This is a genomic window from Salmonella sp. A29-2 (assembly GCF_020150755.1).
GTDB lineage: Bacteria > Pseudomonadota > Gammaproteobacteria > Enterobacterales > Enterobacteriaceae > Salmonella > Salmonella enterica.
In genome coordinates, this window is record NZ_CP083731.1 from 1 (window position 1) to 21,376 (window position 21,376).

Consider the following 21,376-nt stretch of genomic DNA (forward strand, 5'->3'; position numbering starts at 1 on the left):
GAAATCTTTCAGACTGCGTGAAGTCGCGATCGTTTGAAAGATCCGTGAAAACCGCAGACAGCGGTTCGTGCGTCACCCTTCATGCAGGGTCTTATCGACGTGCGCCAACAATCATTAATGTATCAGCCTTTGTCATTTATCGACTTTTGTTCGAGTGGAGTCCGCCGTGTCACTTTCGCTTTGGCAGCAGTGTCTTGCCCGATTGCAGGATGAGTTACCAGCCACAGAATTCAGTATGTGGATACGCCCGTTGCAGGCGGAACTGAGCGATAACACGCTGGCTTTGTATGCGCCAAACCGTTTTGTGCTCGATTGGGTAAGAGATAAGTACCTCAACAATATCAATGGATTACTCAACACATTCTGCGGCGCGGATGCCCCACAACTGCGTTTTGAAGTGGGAACAAAGCCCGTTACGCAAACGCTAAAAACGCCTGTGCATAACGTTGTCGCGCCTGCGCAGACAACAACGGCGCAGCCGCAGCGCGTAGCGCCTGCGGCCCGTTCGGGCTGGGATAACGTACCAGCGCCGGCGGAGCCGACCTACCGTTCCAACGTCAATGTAAAACATACATTTGATAACTTCGTCGAAGGTAAATCCAACCAACTGGCGCGCGCGGCGGCACGTCAGGTGGCGGATAATCCTGGCGGCGCTTATAACCCGTTATTCCTCTATGGCGGCACCGGTCTGGGTAAAACTCACCTGCTGCACGCGGTGGGTAACGGCATTATGGCGCGTAAACCCAACGCGAAAGTCGTGTATATGCACTCCGAGCGCTTTGTGCAGGACATGGTAAAAGCCCTGCAAAATAACGCCATCGAAGAGTTTAAACGCTACTACCGCTCCGTTGACGCATTGCTGATCGACGATATTCAATTCTTCGCCAATAAAGAACGATCCCAGGAAGAGTTTTTCCATACCTTTAACGCTCTGCTGGAAGGCAATCAGCAGATCATTTTGACGTCGGATCGCTATCCGAAAGAGATCAACGGCGTTGAGGATCGTCTCAAGTCCCGCTTTGGTTGGGGGCTAACAGTGGCGATCGAACCGCCAGAACTGGAAACCCGCGTGGCGATCCTGATGAAAAAAGCGGACGAAAATGATATTCGTCTGCCAGGCGAGGTCGCGTTCTTTATCGCCAAACGTCTACGCTCTAACGTGCGTGAACTGGAAGGCGCGTTGAACCGGGTGATCGCCAATGCCAACTTTACCGGCCGGGCGATTACTATCGACTTTGTGCGCGAAGCGCTGCGCGATTTACTGGCGTTGCAGGAAAAACTGGTCACCATCGACAATATTCAGAAGACGGTGGCCGAGTATTACAAAATCAAAATTGCGGATCTGCTTTCTAAGCGTCGATCTCGCTCGGTAGCACGTCCGCGCCAGATGGCTATGGCGCTGGCAAAAGAGCTCACCAACCACAGTCTGCCGGAAATCGGCGATGCGTTTGGCGGGCGCGACCACACTACCGTACTTCATGCCTGTCGTAAAATTGAGCAACTGCGTGAAGAAAGCCACGATATCAAAGAAGATTTTTCGAATTTAATCAGAACACTATCGTCGTGATCCTATGAAATTTACCGTTGAACGTGAACATTTATTAAAACCGCTTCAGCAGGTCAGCGGCCCGCTGGGCGGTCGTCCTACGCTGCCGATTCTCGGTAACCTGCTCCTCCAGGTAGCGGACGGTACGCTTTCTCTGACCGGCACCGATCTTGAAATGGAGATGGTCGCGCGCGTTACGCTTTCTCAGCCGCATGAGCCAGGCGCCACTACCGTGCCGGCGCGGAAATTCTTTGATATCTGCCGCGGCCTGCCGGAGGGCGCGGAGATTGCCGTTCAGTTGGAAGGCGATCGGATGCTGGTGCGTTCTGGCCGTAGCCGCTTCTCGCTGTCTACGCTGCCTGCCGCCGATTTCCCGAATCTTGACGACTGGCAAAGCGAAGTTGAATTTACGCTGCCGCAGGCCACGATGAAGCGCCTGATTGAAGCGACCCAGTTTTCGATGGCCCATCAGGATGTGCGCTACTACTTAAACGGTATGCTGTTTGAAACGGAAGGTAGCGAACTGCGCACTGTCGCGACCGACGGCCACCGCCTGGCGGTGTGCTCAATGCCGCTGGAAGCGTCTTTACCCAGCCATTCGGTGATTGTGCCGCGTAAAGGCGTGATTGAACTGATGCGTATGCTCGACGGTGGCGAAAACCCGCTGCGCGTGCAGATCGGCAGTAATAATATCCGCGCGCACGTCGGCGACTTTATCTTTACCTCGAAGCTGGTGGATGGTCGCTTCCCGGATTACCGTCGCGTTCTGCCGAAGAATCCGGATAAACATCTGGAAGCGGGCTGCGATATCCTCAAGCAGGCGTTTGCCCGCGCGGCAATCCTCTCGAATGAGAAATTCCGCGGCGTGCGTCTGTACGTCAGTGAGAATCAGCTCAAAATCACCGCCAATAACCCGGAGCAGGAAGAAGCGGAAGAGATTCTGGACGTGAGCTACGGCGGGACGGAGATGGAAATCGGCTTTAACGTCAGTTACGTGCTGGACGTGCTCAATGCGCTGAAGTGCGAAACCGTGCGCATTATGCTGACGGATTCCGTATCCAGCGTACAGATTGAGGATGCGGCGTCACAGAGTGCTGCCTACGTTGTTATGCCAATGAGGCTGTAGAATCTGAAAAGGGGCTGGTTTACTTGCCATTTCGCCTCCCGGCAGTGCTCGAAATGCTCACGTACTTCGTGTACGCTCCGCTTTCTGCGCGCTGGCGGTAGACGAACTGGCTGCGACACACACGCCCCTGGACGAATGTACTAATATATGTCACTGACGCGCCTTTTAATCAAAGACTTCCGCAACATAGAAAATGCGGATCTCGCTTTATCCCCCGGCTTTAATTTCCTGGTTGGCGCCAACGGCAGCGGCAAAACCAGCGTGCTGGAAGCTATCTATACGCTTGGCCACGGTCGGGCGTTTCGCAGTTTGCAGCCTGGCCGCGTGATTCGTCATGAGCAGGAAGCGTTTGTTCTTCACGGGCGATTACAGGGCGAAGAGCGTGAGACGTCGATTGGCTTAACCAAAGATAAGCAGGGCGACAGCAAGGTCCGTATCGACGGTACCGACGGTCACAAGATCGCGGAGCTGGCGCATTTAATGCCGATGCAGTTGATTACGCCGGAGGGGTTTACTTTACTCAACGGCGGCCCCAAATACAGAAGAGCGTTCCTTGACTGGGGATGCTTTCACAACGAAGCCGGATTCTTCACCGCCTGGAGTAACCTGAAACGATTGCTGAAACAGCGTAATGCTGCGCTGCGCCAGGTGAGTCGTTATGAGCAATTGCGCCCGTGGGATAAAGAGCTGATTCCGCTGGCGGAACAAATTAGTACCTGGCGGGCGGAGTACAGTAGCGCTATCGCACAGGACATGGCGGATACCTGTCAGCAGTTTTTACCTGAATTTTCCCTGACGTTCTCTTTCCAGCGCGGCTGGGAGAAAGAGACAGACTATGCGGACGTGCTGGAGCGAAGCTTTGAGCGTGACCGTATGTTGACCTACACCGCGCACGGGCCGCATAAAGCGGACTTTCGCATTCGCGCCGACGGCGCGCCGGTGGAAGATACCCTGTCGCGCGGGCAGCTAAAGTTATTGATGTGCGCCTTACGTCTGGCGCAGGGCGAGTTCCTCACCCGCGAAAGCGGGCGGCGCTGCCTGTACCTGATAGATGATTTTGCCTCTGAACTTGACGATGCGCGTCGCGGACTGCTGGCCAGCCGCTTAAAAGCCACGCAATCGCAGGTCTTTGTCAGCGCAATTAGCGCTGAACACGTTATAGACATGTCGGATGAAAATTCGAAGATGTTTACCGTGGAAAAGGGTAAAATAACGGATTAACCCAAGATTAAATGAGCGAGAAACGTTGATGTCGAATTCTTATGACTCCTCCAGTATCAAAGTCCTGAAAGGGCTGGATGCGGTGCGTAAGCGCCCGGGTATGTATATCGGCGACACGGATGACGGCACCGGTCTGCACCACATGGTATTCGAGGTGGTAGATAACGCTATCGACGAAGCGCTCGCGGGTCACTGTAAAGATATCGTCGTGACTATTCACGCCGATAACTCCGTGTCCGTAACGGATGATGGCCGTGGCATTCCTACCGGGATTCACCCGGAAGAAGGCGTCTCGGCGGCGGAAGTGATCATGACCGTTCTGCACGCGGGCGGTAAATTTGACGATAACTCCTATAAAGTCTCCGGTGGTCTGCACGGCGTGGGCGTCTCGGTAGTCAACGCTCTGTCGCAAAAACTGGAACTGGTTATCCAGCGAGATGGCAAAATTCACCGTCAGATCTACGAGCACGGCGTGCCGCAGGCACCCCTGGCCGTCACTGGCGATACCGATAAAACCGGCACGATGGTACGTTTCTGGCCGAGCCACGAAACCTTCACCAACGTCACTGAATTTGAATATGAGATCCTGGCGAAACGCCTGCGTGAACTGTCATTCCTGAACTCAGGCGTCTCCATCCGTCTGCGCGACAAGCGCGATGGCAAAGAAGATCATTTCCACTACGAAGGCGGCATCAAGGCGTTTGTTGAATATCTGAACAAGAATAAAACGCCGATCCACCCGAATATCTTCTACTTCTCCACCGAAAAAGACGGTATCGGCGTGGAAGTAGCGCTGCAGTGGAACGACGGTTTCCAGGAAAACATCTACTGCTTTACCAACAACATTCCGCAGCGCGACGGCGGTACCCACCTGGCAGGCTTCCGTGCGGCGATGACCCGTACGCTGAACGCCTACATGGACAAAGAAGGTTACAGCAAAAAAGCTAAAGTCAGCGCTACCGGCGATGATGCCCGTGAAGGTCTGATTGCGGTGGTTTCCGTAAAAGTACCGGACCCGAAATTCTCCTCACAGACCAAAGATAAGCTGGTCTCTTCCGAGGTGAAATCGGCGGTAGAACAGCAGATGAACGAACTGCTGAGCGAATACCTGCTGGAAAACCCATCTGACGCGAAAATCGTCGTCGGCAAAATTATCGACGCCGCGCGTGCGCGTGAAGCGGCGCGTCGCGCCCGTGAAATGACCCGTCGTAAAGGCGCGCTGGATTTAGCCGGTCTGCCGGGCAAACTGGCGGACTGTCAGGAACGCGACCCGGCGCTGTCCGAACTGTACCTGGTGGAAGGGGACTCCGCGGGCGGCTCTGCGAAGCAGGGGCGTAACCGTAAAAACCAGGCGATTCTGCCGCTGAAAGGTAAAATCCTCAACGTCGAGAAAGCGCGCTTCGACAAGATGCTCTCCTCTCAGGAAGTGGCGACGCTGATCACCGCGCTGGGCTGCGGTATCGGTCGCGACGAGTACAACCCGGACAAGCTGCGCTATCACAGCATCATCATCATGACCGATGCGGACGTCGACGGCTCGCACATCCGTACGCTGCTGTTGACCTTCTTCTATCGTCAGATGCCGGAAATCGTCGAGCGCGGCCACGTCTACATTGCCCAGCCGCCGCTGTACAAAGTCAAGAAAGGCAAGCAGGAACAGTACATTAAAGACGACGAAGCGATGGATCAGTACCAGATTTCCATCGCGCTTGACGGTGCGACTCTGCACGCGAACGCCCATGCGCCAGCGCTATCCGGCGAAGCGTTAGAAAAACTGGTCTCTGAATATAACGCCACGCAGAAAATGATTGGTCGTATGGAGCGTCGCTTCCCGAAAGCGCTGCTCAAAGAGCTGGTGTATCAGCCAACTCTGACCGAAGCCGATCTTTCTGATGAGCAGACTGTAACGCGTTGGGTGAATGCGCTGATTACCGAGCTGAATGAGAAAGAGCAGCACGGCAGCCAGTGGAAGTTCGATGTTCATACTAATACGGAACAGAATCTGTTCGAGCCGATCGTTCGCGTGCGTACGCATGGCGTGGATACCGATTATCCGTTGGATCACGAGTTTGTGACCGGCGCGGAATATCGTCGTATCTGCACGCTGGGCGAGAAGCTGCGCGGTCTGATTGAAGAGGACGCGTTTATCGAACGCGGCGAGCGTCGCCAGCCGGTAACCAGCTTCGAGCAGGCGCTGGAGTGGCTGGTGAAAGAATCACGTCGCGGTCTGGCTATCCAGCGTTATAAAGGTCTGGGTGAAATGAACCCGGATCAGCTGTGGGAAACCACCATGGACCCGGAAAGCCGCCGTATGCTGCGTGTGACCGTTAAAGATGCGATTGCTGCCGACCAGCTGTTCACCACGCTGATGGGTGATGCCGTTGAGCCGCGTCGTGCCTTTATTGAAGAGAACGCCCTGAAAGCAGCGAATATCGATATTTAATATTCCCGCGTAATCTCTCCCTTATATAAGGGAGAGATTTAGTCTGTAGGTTGAGGGGAGCGAATCCCAACATTTAACAGCGCCTGGAAGGTTTGTCAGCAGTCTGAGATTTAGTAACGCATTGGGGGTAGTGAGTGCAATACAATGACATATCCAATATAAAGAATTATAGCCACTACAAGTATCGTTAAAATTAATATTTCTAATAATTTGTTCATAATATATCCTTGATGTATTTTCCATTGTTTAGCATTAAAGATACTTTGTTGGTTGGATAGAGTATTTACTCCGCCATCCGACAAGGTAAGGCTGTCATAGAATGCCTGAATACATTCAGGCATTCTTTATTATTAGTAGCGCATCGCCGGTAAAGAATTCATGATAATAATATAGCCAATTGCCTGGAAGGGCGCAGTGACAACATCGCCAATAATAGAGAATGGCATTAATAAAACCTTAGCCGAGAAATGCTTCTTATCACGTGTGAAATTTATTTTATGGGAAGATTTTAGTAATATTTCATTTTCATTATCGGCATCTTTGGGTTGGATTTTTCCTGCTAACGTAAAATAAAAAGGACTGCCAGGATCGTTTTCATGTACATAAAATGCCTCTCTGACTTTTGATTTTTCTTCTTCCGTCAAAGACTTATAACTATATCCAATATCTGAAGGGCGGACGCAATGAAACTCATTTTGTTTGTTCCCTTTTTTACTATCGGTAGAACAGTAAAGCTGTTTGGAAAATTCGATAATTCTTTTATCGATATGAGGATTATTCAGTAAAGTGACGAAATTTCTGGTTGTTGTGTTGATATTATCATCTTTTATATCAAGTTGATAATTATTGTCTTCACCAACAAATGTCAACGTTTCCTCTCCGTTTGTGGTCGTTGATGGTTTGATACTTTTTATTTCATCTGTTTTCCAGACTTCTGTCGTGGGTGCGCTTTCCGTTTTTATAGTATCGAGTAAAGATGACGTCATACAACCGCTTAAAAAATAACTCATGGCAATGGCTGATATTATTTTAATCATTTTCATGAATGTATTCCTTACATGTCATATTCGTTATTATTACCACGCCGCTAATTTTATTGCTATTTTTTCTATCTGCGCTTTCTTACCGGTGTGCCGTTTAATCGAAAGCTGTGTTATTTTTATTTTTTTTAGAGAGTACTAACGGTAATTGTCATCAAATTATTCATTCCTCAAATGGTTTAACGGGACACCCAGTCTCTTTTTCTTCTATAGACGGTGAGTTTCCCAATAACCTCCTTTATTTTTCTGTATGTTATTGCCTGATAAATCGGTCAATGCACAATAGAAGCAACCATTGTAAAGACCGTTAAACTCCTCATCATGTCGGACAAAAGAGGAATCCTTTTTCCAGAGTTTATCCCCCTTTCTCTCGGATTCTTTACTGTTTTTTGAGAGGAATCGCGTTAGCATGAGTCAGGACTCATTTAATGCGGGGATTTCATGGCTATTAAACTCATTGCTATCGACATGGATGGCACTCTTCTGCTGCCCGATCACACCATTTCTCCGGCGGTTAAAAACGCGATTGCCGCTGCGCGTGAAAAAGGGGTAAATGTGGTGCTGACCACAGGCCGTCCGTATGCGGGTGTGCACAGTTACCTGAAAGAACTTCACATGGAACAGCCCGGCGATTATTGCATTACCTATAACGGGGCGCTGGTGCAGAAAGCAGGGGACGGCAGTACGGTTGCGCAAACGGCGCTCAGCTATGATGACTACCGTTACCTGGAAAAACTGTCCCGTGAGGTGGGTTCTCACTTCCACGCATTAGACCGAAATACGCTTTATACCGCTAACCGCGATATCAGCTACTACACGGTGCATGAGTCGTATGTAGCGACCATTCCGCTGGTATTTTGTGAAGCGGAGAAGATGGACCCGAACACCCAGTTCCTGAAAGTTATGATGATCGATGAGCCTGTAGTTCTTGACCGGGCGATTGCGCGTATACCGGCAGAGGTGAAGGAAAAGTACACCGTGCTGAAAAGTGCGCCGTACTTCCTTGAAATCCTCGATAAACGGGTTAATAAAGGCACCGGCGTAAAATCACTGGCCGAGGCGCTGGGTATTAAGCCAGAGGAGGTGATGGCGATTGGCGATCAGGAAAACGACATTGCGATGATCGAATACGCCGGTATGGGCGTGGCAATGGACAACGCCATTCCGTCGGTCAAAGAGGTGGCTAACTTTGTGACTAAATCGAACCTTGAAGATGGTGTTGCCTGGGCGATTGAACAACATGTTCTGTCCTGATTCACTCCGGCCCGATCGCCGTCGGGCCGATAGTTCCACCCATGAAGCTAATGTGTTGCAACAAAGACGTTGTAGAAAATAGTTTTTTATTTCAAAAGATTAATTCGCACAGAAATCCCGCCCACCAGGCGACGATTACTATATTCTCCCTCCTCCTTTCGATCCGGCGGCGCTTCTCGCCAGAATAAACGCTTCATCATTATGAAAAAACGCTCCCTTTTGCTGCTGGCGCTGCCCGCTATGGCTTTTTCTACCTGGGCGGCTACCAGCCCCCCGGCGAACCTGTCGCCTGTTTATAGCTATCAGGATGACGTCCCATCTGCTGCCACACCGCCAGTTGCGACAACGCCGGTGGCAAAGCCTGCCAGTACATCAGTGTTGCCTTTTCTGGGTGATGACGCCCGAAAGCGTGGCTATGAGCTTCCCGAACCATTTGGCCTCAATATTAACTACATGAATATTGGGCAGAATATTAACGTTGATAGCATCAACTTTAATGGCCTGGCTTTAGGTCCCAACGGGGGAATTCCATTAGATAACGCATTTAAAATTAACGTCGGTCATACCCGTGAAAAGAGCAAGACCGAAACGGTCAAGCTGGATGCCTGGCTGCTGCCATTTATGAATGTGTACGGCCTGGTGGGCTATACCGATGGTCATTCCATTTCGCAAATTGGTGTTGGGTTGATGACGAAAAATGGCCACGTTTTTCATCCCGCTGATCTGCAAAACCTCAAGTTTAAACTCGACTTTAAAGGCACTACCTATGGCATCGGCACCACACTGGTCGGCGGCGTAGGTAACTGGTTTACCGCTGTTGATGCTAACTACACCCAGACACAGTTCGATATTCTTGATGGCAGCATCGACGCCTTTACCGTCTCACCTCGCGTTGGTTACCGTTTTACCACCCCGGGTATAGATAAGATGCATCTGCCGTCGGGCAAGCTAAACGTCTGGGTCGGCAGCATGTATCAGGATGTGCAGCAGGAGTTTAAAGGCAGCCTCGACGACCTGACCATGCCGTCAGCGACGCTACAAAGGCTGGTGAGTATGGCTAACTATAACAATAACGGCCGCTTTGACGTCAAACAGCATCTACAATCACCGTGGAACATGCTGCTGGGCGCTCAGTATGAAATAACCCGCCATTTCAACGTTACCACCGAGTTTGGCTTTGCCGAGCGCAATAGCTTCTTTGTGGCCGGTGAGTACCGCTTTTGAACCGCTGCCATTGCCGACTGTTGCTTTGCGTCGCTGGTGTGCTGTCCGGCGTGGCGCAGGCGGCGCTGCCCAGCCGCAGTCAGGTGGACGGCTGGCTACAACAAATGGGGGATAGCGATACTTACGATGCCGCCAAAGGCGTCAACTGGGGAGTAATGCCCGGGCCATTTTATACCCCTGAACTGGGCCTGGGCATCGGCACCGCCATCGTCGGTATGTATCGCCCCGATCCTGCCGATAAGGTTAGCCAGGTATCCACGCTGTCGCTGAGCGGCTATTTCAGCTCCACAGGCGCTTTTGGCGTAAGCCTGCAAAATTACGCTTTTTTCGCGCAAGATCGCTGGCGTTTCTTCCTCACTGGCGCATTGAGCGACACGCCCACTTACTATTGGGGACAGGGTTTTGCCGCCGGTGATAAAGACAGCCATAAGCAGGCCTATACTGCGCAGGTGCTGGATCTGCAACCCATGCTGTATCGTCGGCTTGTTAACAATATCTATCTTGGCGTTGGCTGGACGCTGGATGTACAGCACGCCGCGCAAATTGATGAGGACGATCCGCCCAGAATTCAACATACAGCGCAGGGCGGTTCTTCACTGAGTAACGGCGGTAGCGTTGAGATTAGCTGGGATGATCGTGATTTTATACCTAACCCACGCAAAGGGCAGTATGCCACCCTTCGCTATACCCACTTCGCACCGGACGTCGGTAGCGATACGCGGTTTGATGAATACCAACTGCACTATAGTCGTTACCATGCCGTCAATGATAAAGATGTGCTGGCCTGGGAAACGGACGGCGCCTTTACTCAGGGTGATGTGCCGTGGAATATGCTGCCGCTGCTGGGCAGTAACCATCGTATGCGCGGCTATTATGAAGGACGCTATCGCGATAAAAATGCTATCAGCGGTCAGCTGGAATATCGCCATAAGCTGAGCTGGCGGCATGGCGTTGTCGGTTGGGTGGGCGCGGGCACCATGGGATCGTCTTTGCACCATCTGGATGACGGACGATGGCTGCCTTCTGCGGGCGTGGGCTATCGCTTTGAGTTCAAGCCGCGCGTCAACGTGCGGCTGGATTACGGCGTGGGCAAAGCTAGCAGCGGTTTTTATTTTCAGGTAGGAGAAGCATTTTGAGGTCCGTCGTTCGGGTTATCTTTCTGGCGCTGCTGTTTCTGGCGGGGAGCGCCCGCGCCGCCTTACCACTGTCGCTCTATCTGTCCACTCACCCAATGCCTGCTGCCAGTGAAGCCTGGCCGACGATGCCGCCGCAGCCGCTGCCAAAGGGGTTGCGGCCGTGTTGCGCTTTTGGTTACGACCTGCATGCCGAGCTGCTGGGACTGCCGGTTCCGTTCTATCAGTTAAATAACATCGTGACGGTGGACTCGCTGGGGCATCATCAGTACAACGACCATCTGTACTCAGGCGTGGCAAACCTGATTGGCCTTAGCGGTGAGAATAACGGTATTGTGTATACCTTGCGTGGCGGATTCATCGACACCGCACATGTGCGGGATACCGCTGATATGACAGTGTATATCTTCAGCCAACTACTACCAAAGCTGGGGCAGGCTTTTACGCTGAATCTGGGCGAGGAGCTGGCCGAACGGCGTCTGGTTTTTACTGCTTTTACCCCTCCGGTCGATGCACGCGAGCGTTACACGCTGGCCGCCTGGCTGTCGGCGCATCTGGCGTTCCAGGTGGCGGAGTGGCACGAAATCGCCCAATGGTACGGTTTCGAGTCTGTTCGCGGATTTTCTGAGGGAGTATCGGCCTTTTCGCCGGAAGATCTCTATTCTAACCTCGCGGGTGCCCGTCTGGCGGCGTCTTTAATTGTCGGCGGTCAGACGAAAACGCAAGAGATGTACAACACGGCGATGGAAACCGCGCTGCGGCAAGCGCTGACGCAGCTGGCAGCGCAGCCGGCGCAGATCACCCGTTTTCAGTTTGATATGCTTGATGGCCGTTGGTGGAACAGCCAGCGGCGGGTACCGGAAAAATATCTGGTGCTGCATCGTAATTATCAGATGGGCGATGACCGCCTGCCGACCGCCATTCCTGGCGAGATAATGCCGCTATTGCCGCTGAGCTTGCCCCATCGCTGGCGCGGTATCCAGCTTAGCACGCTGGCGCAACTACAATTGTGGCCCAGCGAGGATATGGCGCAGCTACCGCCTCCCGCGCACTATTACAGCGAAAAAGATTTTGCCGCCCTGGCGGAGCAGGCACGGCTACAGGACGAAAAAACACAGAATCATTAAACAGGCAGTAGCCGTAGGCTATTTCCCTCTTATACCCTCGGCGTACTGTTTTATGTTCTGATAACTGGTGATGTGAAACGCGTCGTTTGGCGAGCCGGAAGCTATTATGGCGAAGGATGACCGGCTATCCATGCGTCGAGCGCCGTCACTCCCTGCGTCACGATAGTTTTAATATCTATATCGCTAAGCGGTTGCAATTCCAACTCCCGACAGGCTTCGGTTGCCTGCGTCATCCCCAGGCTGGCGCAGCCGCTTTTTAATTTATGCGCCAGCCGCTTAATGTTAACGTCGTCATTCATGGCGCGCGCCGCCTCGATCTCCTCGACTAAAGGCAGCGCGCTGTCTTTGAATAACGCGACCCATTGCCGGAGTTTTTCCGGGCCGACAGACGCCATATCGCCGGCAAGCTGATGTTCATTCAGCATCGCCCGCGCGTTGTGAGATTTGCCCTGTAAATAGTGCGCTATCATGCGGTAAAGCTCCTCGCGGGGAACGGGCTTTTGAATAATCCCGCAGAAAAGACCGGCGGTACGCTGACGAAGATTATCGTCTATCACATGCGCGCTAAAACCAATGCGTTTCATGGCGGGATACAGGCTCATCAACTGCTGCGCCAGGGTTAAGCCGTCATAATCCGGTAAATCAAAATCCACCAGCGCCACATCAAAGGACTCGCCTTCGGCTAAACAGCGTAGCGCGTCATTCGCGCTTTCAGCTACTGAGACCTTCACCCCTTTACCCGTGAGCATTTCAGCGGTAATACGCTGCGTCAGCATATTATCTTCAATCAGCAACAGGCGTAGTCCGTTAAGATTTATCGGTTCTCTGAACGCATTTTTGCTTGCGGGTTTGGGGTGGCGAACCGGCAGTTGTAAACGAAAACAACTGCCAACATGAAGCGTACTGGTGACGGTTAGCGTCCCGCCCATTGCCTCTGCCAGGCTGGCGCTGATAGCCAGCCCCAGGCCCGTCCCGCCCCGGCGTCCTGTCGCCTGCACAAACGGTTTGAAAATAGCCGTCAGCTTTGCTTCAGGGATACCGCACCCGGTATCTTCAACCTCAATAAACCAGCTCTGATCGTCGCAAAACGTGCGCAGCACTATGCTGCCGCGATCGGTAAATTTCGCCGCATTACTTAAAAGATTAATCACAATTTGACGTATCCGGCGCGGATCGCCTTGTAGCGTGGAGGGGAGTTGCTCGCTAAAGTCGGCGATGAGCGCCACCTGCACGCGGCTGTGCATTAAATGCAGCGCGCTATTCAACAATTGTCGCGGTTCAAACGGCTCCTCGCTAATAGAAACGTTGGTGCCGCCTACTTCAATCGCCGAGTAATCCAGAATATCGTTAAGAATCGCCAGTAGCGATTCGCCTGAATCATTAATGGCCTGTAAGTCGTCGCGGTAGTTTGCCATGAGCGGTTTATCGGCCAGCAATTGTACCGTACCGAGAATGCCGTAAAGCGGCGTGCGAATTTCATGGCTCATGGCGGCAAGGAACGTCGATTTCGCCTCGTTGGCCTTTTCCGCTTCGGCGCGCGCCTGCCGGTGTTCCAGCACCAGCGCATGAAGCTCCGCCGTTTGCGATCGCACCTGTTCCGCCAAATCCTCACGATGGCGGTTTAATTTGCGCACGTTGGCGCGAAACGCTTCCATCAGACGGCTGATGGTATCCAGTTCGCTGACGCCAGCCGCCTCCGGAAACGGCGAATCAATATCGCCCTCCAGTAGCCGCTGTAAGGCCTGCGTTTGTTGCGCCAGCGGGCGGGATACGGAACGGTAAACCACTCGCCAAAGAATAAAACTTAATGAGCACAGCGCCAGGATGCCTAAGATCACTAACCCTATTTGCCCACGCTGACTGGCGTGTGTAAGACGCGCTAACCCAGCCTCGTTTCGTTTTTCGATGGCGTTCACCAACTGCGACACTTCCGTACTGAAGCGGGTAAACTGGAAGAGGTTATTGGCCATGAGCGTTTGAAGCTGGTCGCGGATGGCGTTTTCCTTACGAAACAGGGTAACCAGCGTGGTGTACTGGTTTATTTTCTCCAGCGCGTCGGCGATTTGGGCGCGAACGGTAGGATCTTCTATACGCTGCTGGCGGCGGGATAAAATTTTAACCAACTGATTAAGTTTTTCATCGGTTTCCTCGGCATCGCTCAGCCCTTGCGCGTCTTTTAAGGTCACAATGAGCTGCTTAAACCGCAGGGCATTGACCCGCAACTCATTCATCTGATTCACATACTCAAGGTCGATATCAATCAATCGGTCAAGCGCGCGTTCAGCCTGATCCCCTTTACCGCTTTCGATAAGATCGTAAATACCGGCCTGGGTGGCGCCCGCAGATGTCGCTGCATTATTGGCCTGACCGTGAGCCTGGGCGGCAATGCTTTCCGCCGCCTCCGCAATCTGGCGGCTTAACTGCTGTTGCTGTGCGCGCAGCGTGAGAATTTCACCGACCAGCGTTCCCTGTTGCCCAAGCGTTTGCGCAATCTCTTTTTCTTGCCGGGCGATGGCCGAGGTATTAAACCCCTGCTCGCTTAATGCCTGCAAAAGATGGTTAATTTTAAGGCTTTGCGCTTTCAGCATCTTCCCCTGCGCCAGCCAAACGCCCTCACTGTCGGCATTGGTCAGATTTTGCGCAGAAAAGAGCTCGTAAGCGCTGGCTTCGCTTAACTGCCTGGCCATATTCATCGTGGGGAGCAGCGCTTGCGTATTGGTTTGCTCCACCTGACTAATGACGCGCAGGCTTATCCAGCCGATCACGGTACTGAGCAGGGTGAGTGCCGCCATCAGGGCGAAGGCCAGCCATAATCTGCGGGTCAGTGAAGGCGTTGACATTTATGCGCCGCGGGTGAAATGGGTTGAGTTGCCGCCGGAAAAACCATTAGGATAAAACCTTGTTGCTGGTGGGGCTATCATGCGCGCGCTTATTTCGTTCTTTTTTTTGATAATCATCGTCTCGAATGTAGAAACGGCGTCAGCCGAAACCGGACTGCTACACTGGACGCGCGCCGATCGGGCGATTCCCTGGCGGCAAACGTCAGTCAATGCGAGTAAACCCTGGAAACTGTGCGCATTATACCCCAGCCTGAAAGATTCTTACTGGTTGTCCGTCAACTACGGGATGCAAAAAGCGGCCAAATTGTATGGCGTTGATTTAAAAGTGCTGGAAGCGAATGGCTATCGGCAACTGGCGACGCAACAACAGCAAATGACGCAGTGCCGGGAGTGGGGCGCCGACGCTATTCTGCTTGGCAGCAGTACCGATCGTTTCCCGGAACTGGAACGGTATGCCGGTAATGTGCCGGTTATTGAACTGGTGAACATGATTCACGATGCCAGCGTCGCAACCCGCGTTGGTCTGCCGTGGTTTCAGATGGGGTATCTGCCGGGACGTTTCCTGGTGCAGTGGAACAAAGGAAAAGCGCTTAACGTTTTACTCTTCCCGGGGCCGGAAGAAGCCGGCGGCAGTCAGGAGATGGTGGCGGGTTTTCGTCAGGCAATTAAAGGCAGCGCCATCAACATTGTGGATATCGCCTGGGGCGATAACGACATTGAAGTGCAGCGAAACTTACTCCAGGAAATGCTGGAGCGCCATCCGGACGCCAATGTGGTCGCCGGGTCGGCGATAGCGGCGGAGGCGGCGATGGGCGAAGGGCGAAATTTGACGACTCCGCTCACGATCGTCTCATTTTATCTGACGCATCAGGTTTATCGCGGTTTAAAACGCGGCCATATCCTGATGGCGCTCAGCGATCAGATGGCCTGGCAGGGAGAATTAGCGATAACGCAGTCGATTAAGGTCTTACAGGGGCAACCGGTACCTGAAAATATCAGCCCGCCGGTGCTTATTTTGACGCATAACAACGCTGACAGCGCGCGCGTTCGTCGTTCGCTATCGCCTCCGGGATTTCGGCCCGTCTATCTGTATCAATACACCTCCGAGGCTAAAAAGTAGCCTTCGCCATGCTGTGTGACCAACAGTTCCGGCGTAATTTTATGGCGTAAGCGGCGAACCAGGACATCAATCGTGCGGAGATCCGGAGTCTCTACGCGGCGGGCGGAAAGCATTCGCAGCAGGCGTTCACGATGCAGCACTTTGCCTGGGTTGGTCACAAAGGCCAGCAGTAGCTCGTACTCCGCGCGCGTAAGCTTAATGGCTTCACCGTTGTACTCCAGCGTGTGATTCATCACGTTCAGGCAGTAACCGGAAAACATATAGCAGTTTTCACTGGCATTTTGCGGCGTGGGGCGGGCCAGATCGATGCGCCACAAAAGGTTTTTCACCCGCACTACCAGCTCGCGCAGTTCCAGCGGCTTGGTGACGTAGTCGTCCGCGCCCATCTCCAGTCCGACGATGCGGTCGATTTGGTCGCAACGCCCCGTCACCAGAATAATGCCCACCGTGGAGCGTTCTCGTAGCGCCCTGGTCAGCATCAACCCGTTTTCATCGGGGAGGTTGATATCCAGCAGGATCAGCGAAACGTGCTCATGCTCCATGATGTCACGCAGGCCCGCGCCGCTGTCGGTCACCGAAACGCGATACCCCTCCTGCTCAAAATAGGCCTGTAATCTGGCCTGAGTAACAGGTTCATCCTCAACAATAACAATGTGATGTGACATCCTGCGCGCGGTCTCTTTCTGTTCATATCTGTTCATATATTGCCGTATCCCGTTCATCCTGACCAGTGACGCTGTTCATATTTGCGGAATAAGATCTGCGCATTAAACCATATAATTACAGGGGCTATTATGCGAAAACTCTGGAGAGCGCTACTCAGGCCAAGCGCCCGTTGGTCGATACTGGCGCTGGTCATTGTCGGGATTGTGATCGGCGTTGCGCTGATCGTGTTACCTCACGTCGGTATCAAACTGACCAGTACGACAGAGTTTTGCGTCAGCTGCCATAGTATGCAGCCGGTGTATCAGGAATATAAACAGTCCGTACATTTCCAGAACGCTTCCGGCGTACGCGCGGAATGCCACGATTGCCATATCCCCCCTGATATTCCAGGCATGGTGAAACGTAAGCTGGAAGCCAGCAACGATCTTTACCAGACATTTATCGCCCACTCGATTGATACCCCAGAAAAATTTGAAGCCAAACGCGCCGAGCTTGCCGAGCGTGAATGGGCGCGCATGAAAGAGAATAACTCCGCGACCTGTCGTTCCTGCCATAACTACGATGCGATGGATCACGCGAAACAGAACCCGGAAGCGGCGCGGCAAATGAAAATCGCCGCGAAAGAAAATCAGTCCTGCATCGACTGCCATAAAGGGATTGCCCACCAGCTACCGGATATGAGCAGCGGTTTCCGCAAACAGTTTGATGAACTGCGCGCCAGCGCCAGTACGCATAATGACGGCGATACGCTCTATTCGCTGGATATCAAGCCGATTTACGCCGCTAAAGGCGATAAAGAACCGGCAGGTTCGCTGTTACCTGCTTCTGAAGTGAAAGTCCTTAAACGGGACGGTGACTGGCTGCAAGTGCAAATCGAAGGCTGGACGGAGACGGACGGTCGCCAGCGCGTGCTGACGCAGTTGCCCGGTAAACGTATTTTTGTCGCCTCGATTCGCGGCGATGTGCAACAGCATGTGAAAACGCTGGAAGAGACCACCGTCGCGGCGACCAATACTCAGTGGAGCAAATTACAGGCAACCGCGTGGATGCAAAAAGGCGACATGGTAAATGACATTAAACCGATTTGGGCCTATGCCGACTCCCTCTATAACGGCACCTGTAATCAGTGTCACGGCGCGCCGGACAAAGCGCACTTTGACGCTAACGGCTGGATCGGCACGCTCAACGGCATGATCGGTTTCACCAGTCTGGATAAGCGTGAAGAACGTACCTTGTTGAAATATCTCCAGATGAATGCGTCTGATACCACCAACACGCCGCACAGCGATAAGGGAGAAAACAATGAAAAATAAGGACTCGTTACACGTCTCTCGTCGACGTTTTCTGGCGCAGCTTGGCGGTTTGACGGTGGCAGGAATGCTGGGGCCGTCACTGCTGACGCCCCGTAGCGCCCGCGCAGCGGATGCCGTTGCGCCAGGCGCCGCGACGAAAGAAGGTATCCTTACCGGTTCTCACTGGGGGGCGATTCGCGCCACGGTGGTTGACGGTCGATTTGTGGCGGCAAAACCGTTTGAACAGGATAAATACCCGTCCAAAATGATCGCCGGTCTGCCCGATCACGTCCACAACGCGGCGCGTATTCGCTATCCGATGGTGCGCGTCGACTGGATGCGCAAAGGTCATCAAAGCGACACCTCGCAGCGCGGCGATAATCGTTTTGTGCGCGTTTCCTGGGATGAAGCGCTGGATCTGTTCTATCAGGAACTGGAGCGGGTGCAAAAAACCTACGGGCCGAGCGCGCTACTGACGGCGAGCGGCTGGCAATCTACCGGCATGTTCCATAACGCCTCCGGGATGCTGGCGCGCGCGATTGCGCTACATGGCAATAGCGTTAGCACGGGAGGGGACTATTCGACCGGCGCGGCGCAGGTGATTCTGCCGCGCGTGGTGGGTTCAATGGAAGTGTACGAGCAGCAAACGTCATGGCCTCTGGTTTTACAGAACAGTAAAACGATTGTGCTATGGGGTTCTGATATGGTGAAAAACCAGCAGGCAAACTGGTGGTGCCCGGATCACGATGTCTATCAGTATTATGAACAATTAAAAGAGAAGGTTGCCAGCGGCGCTATCTCGGTCATCAGCATCGACCCGGTCGTCACCTCCACGCACGATTATCTGGGGCGCGATAAGGTCAAACATATCGCCATTAACCCGCAGACGGATGTCCCGTTACAACTGGCGCTGGCGCATACGCTGTACAGCGAGAAACTGTACGATAAAAATTTCCTCGATAACTACTGTGTCGGTTTTGACCAGTTCCTCCCCTATTTGCTGGGCGAAAAAGATGGACAGCCCAAAGATGCCGCCTGGGCGGAAAAACTGTGCGGTATTGACGCCGACACCATCCGCGCGTTGGCGCGGCAGATGGCGGGCGACAGAACGCAAATCATCGCTGGCTGGTGCGTACAACGTATGCAGCATGGCGAACAGTGGTCATGGATGGTCGTCGTGCTGGCGGCAATGCTGGGACAGATTGGTTTACCGGGCGGCGGCTTTGGTTTTGGCTGGCACTACAACGGCGCCGGGACGCCTGGCCGTAAAGGGATCATTTTAAGCGGCTTTTCCGGTTCGACGACCGTTCCGCCAGTACACGACAGCACGGATTACAAAGGCTACAGCAGCACCATTCCTATTGCGCGTTTTATGGATGCCATTCTTGAACCGGGCAAGGTCATTAACTGGAACGGCAAATCGGTTAAATTACCGCCGCTGAAGATGTGCGTGTTCGCCGGGACCAACCCGTTCCACCGACACCAACAAATTAACCGCATAATTGAAGGCTGGCGCAAGCTGGAAACGGTCATCGCCATTGATAACCAGTGGACGTCGACCTGCCGCTTTGCGGATATCGTTTTGCCGGCTACCACCCAATTTGAGCGTAACGACCTCGATCAGTTCGGCAACCACTCTAACCGCGGCATTATCGCCATGAAACAGGTGGTGTCGCCGCAGTTTGAAGCGCGTAACGACTTTGATATTTTCCGCGATCTCTGCCGACGCTTTAACCGTGAAGCGGCATTCACGGAAGGTCTTGATGAAATGGGCTGGCTGAAACGCATCTGGCAGGAAGGGAGCCAGCAGGGAAAAGGCCGCGGTATCCACTTACCGACTTTCGAGGTGTTCTGGAATCAACAGGAGTACATCGAGTTTGATCATCCGCAGATGTTTGTGCGCCATCAGGCTTTCCGTGAAGATCCGGACCTGGAGCCGTTGGGCACGCCAAGCGGTTTGATCGAGATTTACTCCAAAACGATCGCCGACATGCAATACGACGATTGTCAGGGCCATCCCATGTGGTTCGAAAAAATCGAACGCTCGCATGGCGGGCCGGGATCGCAGCGCTGGCCGTTGCACTTACAATCCGTCCACCCTGATTTCCGTCTGCATTCCCAACTGTGCGAGTCGGAAACGCTGCGTCAGCAATATGCCGTTGGCGGCAAGGAGCCGGTCTTTATTAACCCACAGGATGCCAGCGCGCGCGGGATCCGCAACGGTGACATCGTGCGGGTATTCAATGCACGCGGGCAGGTACTGGCAGGGGCGGTAGTTTCCGATCGCTATGCGCCGGGCGTGGCGCGAATTCATGAAGGCGCCTGGTACGATCCTGATAAAGGCGGCGATCTCAACGCGTTATGTAAGTACGGCAACCCTAACGTATTAACGCTGGATATCGGTACATCACAGCTCGCGCAGGCGACCAGCGCGCATACGACGCTGGTGGAAATTGAAAAATATACCGGCCCTATTGATAACGTCACGGCGTTTAACGGTCCGGTCGAGATGGTCGCGCAGTGTGAATATGTACCCGCATCGCAGGGGAATCCGCATGATTAAGCAGCCAGCGCTTGCTCAGGAACAGTACGCCTGCGTATATGCATGGCTGGCGTTACTCTTTTTTCGGGAAGTGGATGATGAAGGGCTAATGCAATTACAGTCCGCGGAAATCGCGGACTGGCTGGCGCTGTTAAAGCGTCAGCCTGCGCTGGCGGCGTCGGTGGCGTTACTCGAACAAAAAATTGCCGCGCTTAGCCTGCGCCAGGATGCGCAGCTGGAGCTGGCCGCAGATTTTTGCGGATTGTTCCTGATGACGGATAAAAAATCGGCGTTGCCCTACGCCTCGCAATACCCGCAGCAGGAACCCGGCATGATTAAACATTTATTGCTTGAAGCCGGGATGGAAGTCAACGACGATTTTAAAGAGCCGACCGACCACCTGGCGATTTATCTGGAATTACTCAGCCATTTACATTTTTCATTGGGTGAATCGTTCCAACAACGGAGAATGAATAAATTACGCCAGAAAACATTGTCGTCATTACTGGAATGGCTTCCGGAATTTACAAATAATTGCCTTAAGCATGATCCTTATGGTTTTTATGCTGCGTTAAGTCAATTATTGTTGGCTATCGTTCGTTTTGATGACGGAAAAGAGGATTTATCCATTGTTGCGGCTGAATAAACCCTGTGACGGGCATCGCAGAATAAATCTTACGATAGTCGGGGGTTATCATATCTATAGGTTTAGCCAATTGTAATTATTGATACCAATCAATATCCATGATGGGTTTGTATTTAGTATTGACGGGCCTCATGAGTAAAAAAATAAAATTTAATT

General features: G+C 52.9%; 15 protein-coding genes. 12 read left to right on the forward strand and 3 right to left on the reverse strand.

Features of this window, described 5'->3' with window-relative positions:
* The first annotated feature begins 166 nt into the window (after nt 1-166).
* From dnaA to gyrB, 4 genes are all read left to right on the forward strand, one after another.
* On the forward strand, nt 167-1,567 hold the full coding sequence (gene dnaA, locus K8W53_RS00005) for a chromosomal replication initiator protein DnaA (RefSeq protein WP_000059093.1): 1,401 nt from the start codon (nt 167-169) through the stop codon (nt 1,565-1,567).
* Nucleotides 1,568-1,571: 4 nt separating this feature from the next.
* Complete coding sequence (gene dnaN, locus K8W53_RS00010) at nt 1,572-2,672, forward strand: DNA polymerase III subunit beta (protein ID WP_000673474.1); 1,101 nt, start codon at nt 1,572-1,574, stop codon at nt 2,670-2,672.
* A gap of 147 nt (nt 2,673-2,819) precedes the next feature.
* Complete coding sequence (gene recF / locus K8W53_RS00015) at nt 2,820-3,893, forward strand: DNA replication/repair protein RecF (RefSeq protein ID WP_000060081.1); 1,074 nt, start codon at nt 2,820-2,822, stop codon at nt 3,891-3,893.
* Nucleotides 3,894-3,921: 28 nt separating this feature from the next.
* Nucleotides 3,922-6,336, forward strand: coding sequence for a DNA topoisomerase (ATP-hydrolyzing) subunit B (gyrB, locus tag K8W53_RS00020; protein WP_000072047.1), 2,415 nt, complete (start codon nt 3,922-3,924; stop codon nt 6,334-6,336).
* Nucleotides 6,337-6,686: 350 nt separating this feature from the next.
* Here gyrB and K8W53_RS00025 read toward each other — a convergent pair whose 3' ends face one another.
* Entirely contained in the window at nt 6,687-7,379 is a 693-nt protein-coding gene (locus K8W53_RS00025) for a hypothetical protein (protein ID WP_023224007.1), read from the reverse strand.
* A gap of 438 nt (nt 7,380-7,817) precedes the next feature.
* Between K8W53_RS00025 and yidA the strand changes: the two genes are divergently transcribed.
* The 4 genes from yidA (at nt 7,818) to K8W53_RS00045 (ending at nt 12,114) form a co-directional block, all read left to right on the forward strand.
* Nucleotides 7,818-8,630, forward strand: coding sequence for a sugar-phosphatase (gene yidA, locus K8W53_RS00030; protein WP_000985574.1), 813 nt, complete (start codon nt 7,818-7,820; stop codon nt 8,628-8,630).
* Between the two features lie 201 nt (nt 8,631-8,831).
* On the forward strand, nt 8,832-9,854 hold the full coding sequence (locus K8W53_RS00035) for a hypothetical protein (RefSeq protein WP_024147920.1): 1,023 nt from the start codon (nt 8,832-8,834) through the stop codon (nt 9,852-9,854).
* On the forward strand, nt 9,851-10,990 hold the full coding sequence (locus tag K8W53_RS00040) for a BamA/TamA family outer membrane protein (RefSeq protein ID WP_024147921.1): 1,140 nt from the start codon (nt 9,851-9,853) through the stop codon (nt 10,988-10,990). The genes K8W53_RS00035 and K8W53_RS00040 overlap by 4 nt, the downstream gene beginning before the upstream one ends.
* Nucleotides 10,987-12,114 carry a DUF4056 domain-containing protein gene (locus tag K8W53_RS00045; RefSeq protein WP_023224010.1) on the forward strand — a complete coding sequence of 376 codons (1,128 nt, stop codon included), beginning with the start codon at nt 10,987-10,989 and terminating at the stop codon, nt 12,112-12,114. The genes K8W53_RS00040 and K8W53_RS00045 overlap by 4 nt, the downstream gene beginning before the upstream one ends.
* A 104-nt stretch (nt 12,115-12,218) precedes the next feature.
* Here K8W53_RS00045 and torS read toward each other — a convergent pair whose 3' ends face one another.
* A complete protein-coding gene (torS, locus tag K8W53_RS00050; RefSeq protein ID WP_023224011.1) occupies nt 12,219-14,954 on the reverse strand; it encodes a TMAO reductase system sensor histidine kinase/response regulator TorS in 2,736 nt (911 codons plus the stop codon).
* Between the two features lie 79 nt (nt 14,955-15,033).
* Between torS and torT the strand changes: the two genes are divergently transcribed.
* Nucleotides 15,034-16,074 (forward strand): TMAO reductase system periplasmic protein TorT, encoded by a 1,041-nt coding sequence (gene torT, locus K8W53_RS00055; protein ID WP_023224012.1) that lies wholly within the window; start codon nt 15,034-15,036, stop codon nt 16,072-16,074.
* Here the strand turns inward: torT and torR are convergent.
* Nucleotides 16,047-16,739, reverse strand: a complete 693-nt coding sequence (gene torR / locus K8W53_RS00060) for a two-component system response regulator TorR (RefSeq protein WP_001747553.1) — start codon at nt 16,737-16,739, stop codon at nt 16,047-16,049. The genes torT and torR overlap by 28 nt on opposite strands.
* 129 nt (nt 16,740-16,868) lie before the next feature.
* Between torR and torC the strand changes: the two genes are divergently transcribed.
* From torC to torD, 3 genes are read left to right on the forward strand one after another with little or no spacing between them, the layout of a single operon-like run.
* Complete coding sequence (torC, locus tag K8W53_RS00065) at nt 16,869-18,053, forward strand: pentaheme c-type cytochrome TorC (RefSeq protein WP_001230255.1); 1,185 nt, start codon at nt 16,869-16,871, stop codon at nt 18,051-18,053.
* Complete coding sequence (gene torA, locus K8W53_RS00070) at nt 18,043-20,595, forward strand: trimethylamine-N-oxide reductase TorA (protein ID WP_020437375.1); 2,553 nt, start codon at nt 18,043-18,045, stop codon at nt 20,593-20,595. Before torC ends, torA begins: the two co-directional genes overlap by 11 nt.
* Nucleotides 20,588-21,220, forward strand: coding sequence for a molecular chaperone TorD (gene torD / locus K8W53_RS00075; RefSeq protein ID WP_023203248.1), 633 nt, complete (start codon nt 20,588-20,590; stop codon nt 21,218-21,220). The genes torA and torD overlap by 8 nt, the downstream gene beginning before the upstream one ends.
* Nucleotides 21,221-21,376 lie beyond the last annotated feature (156 nt).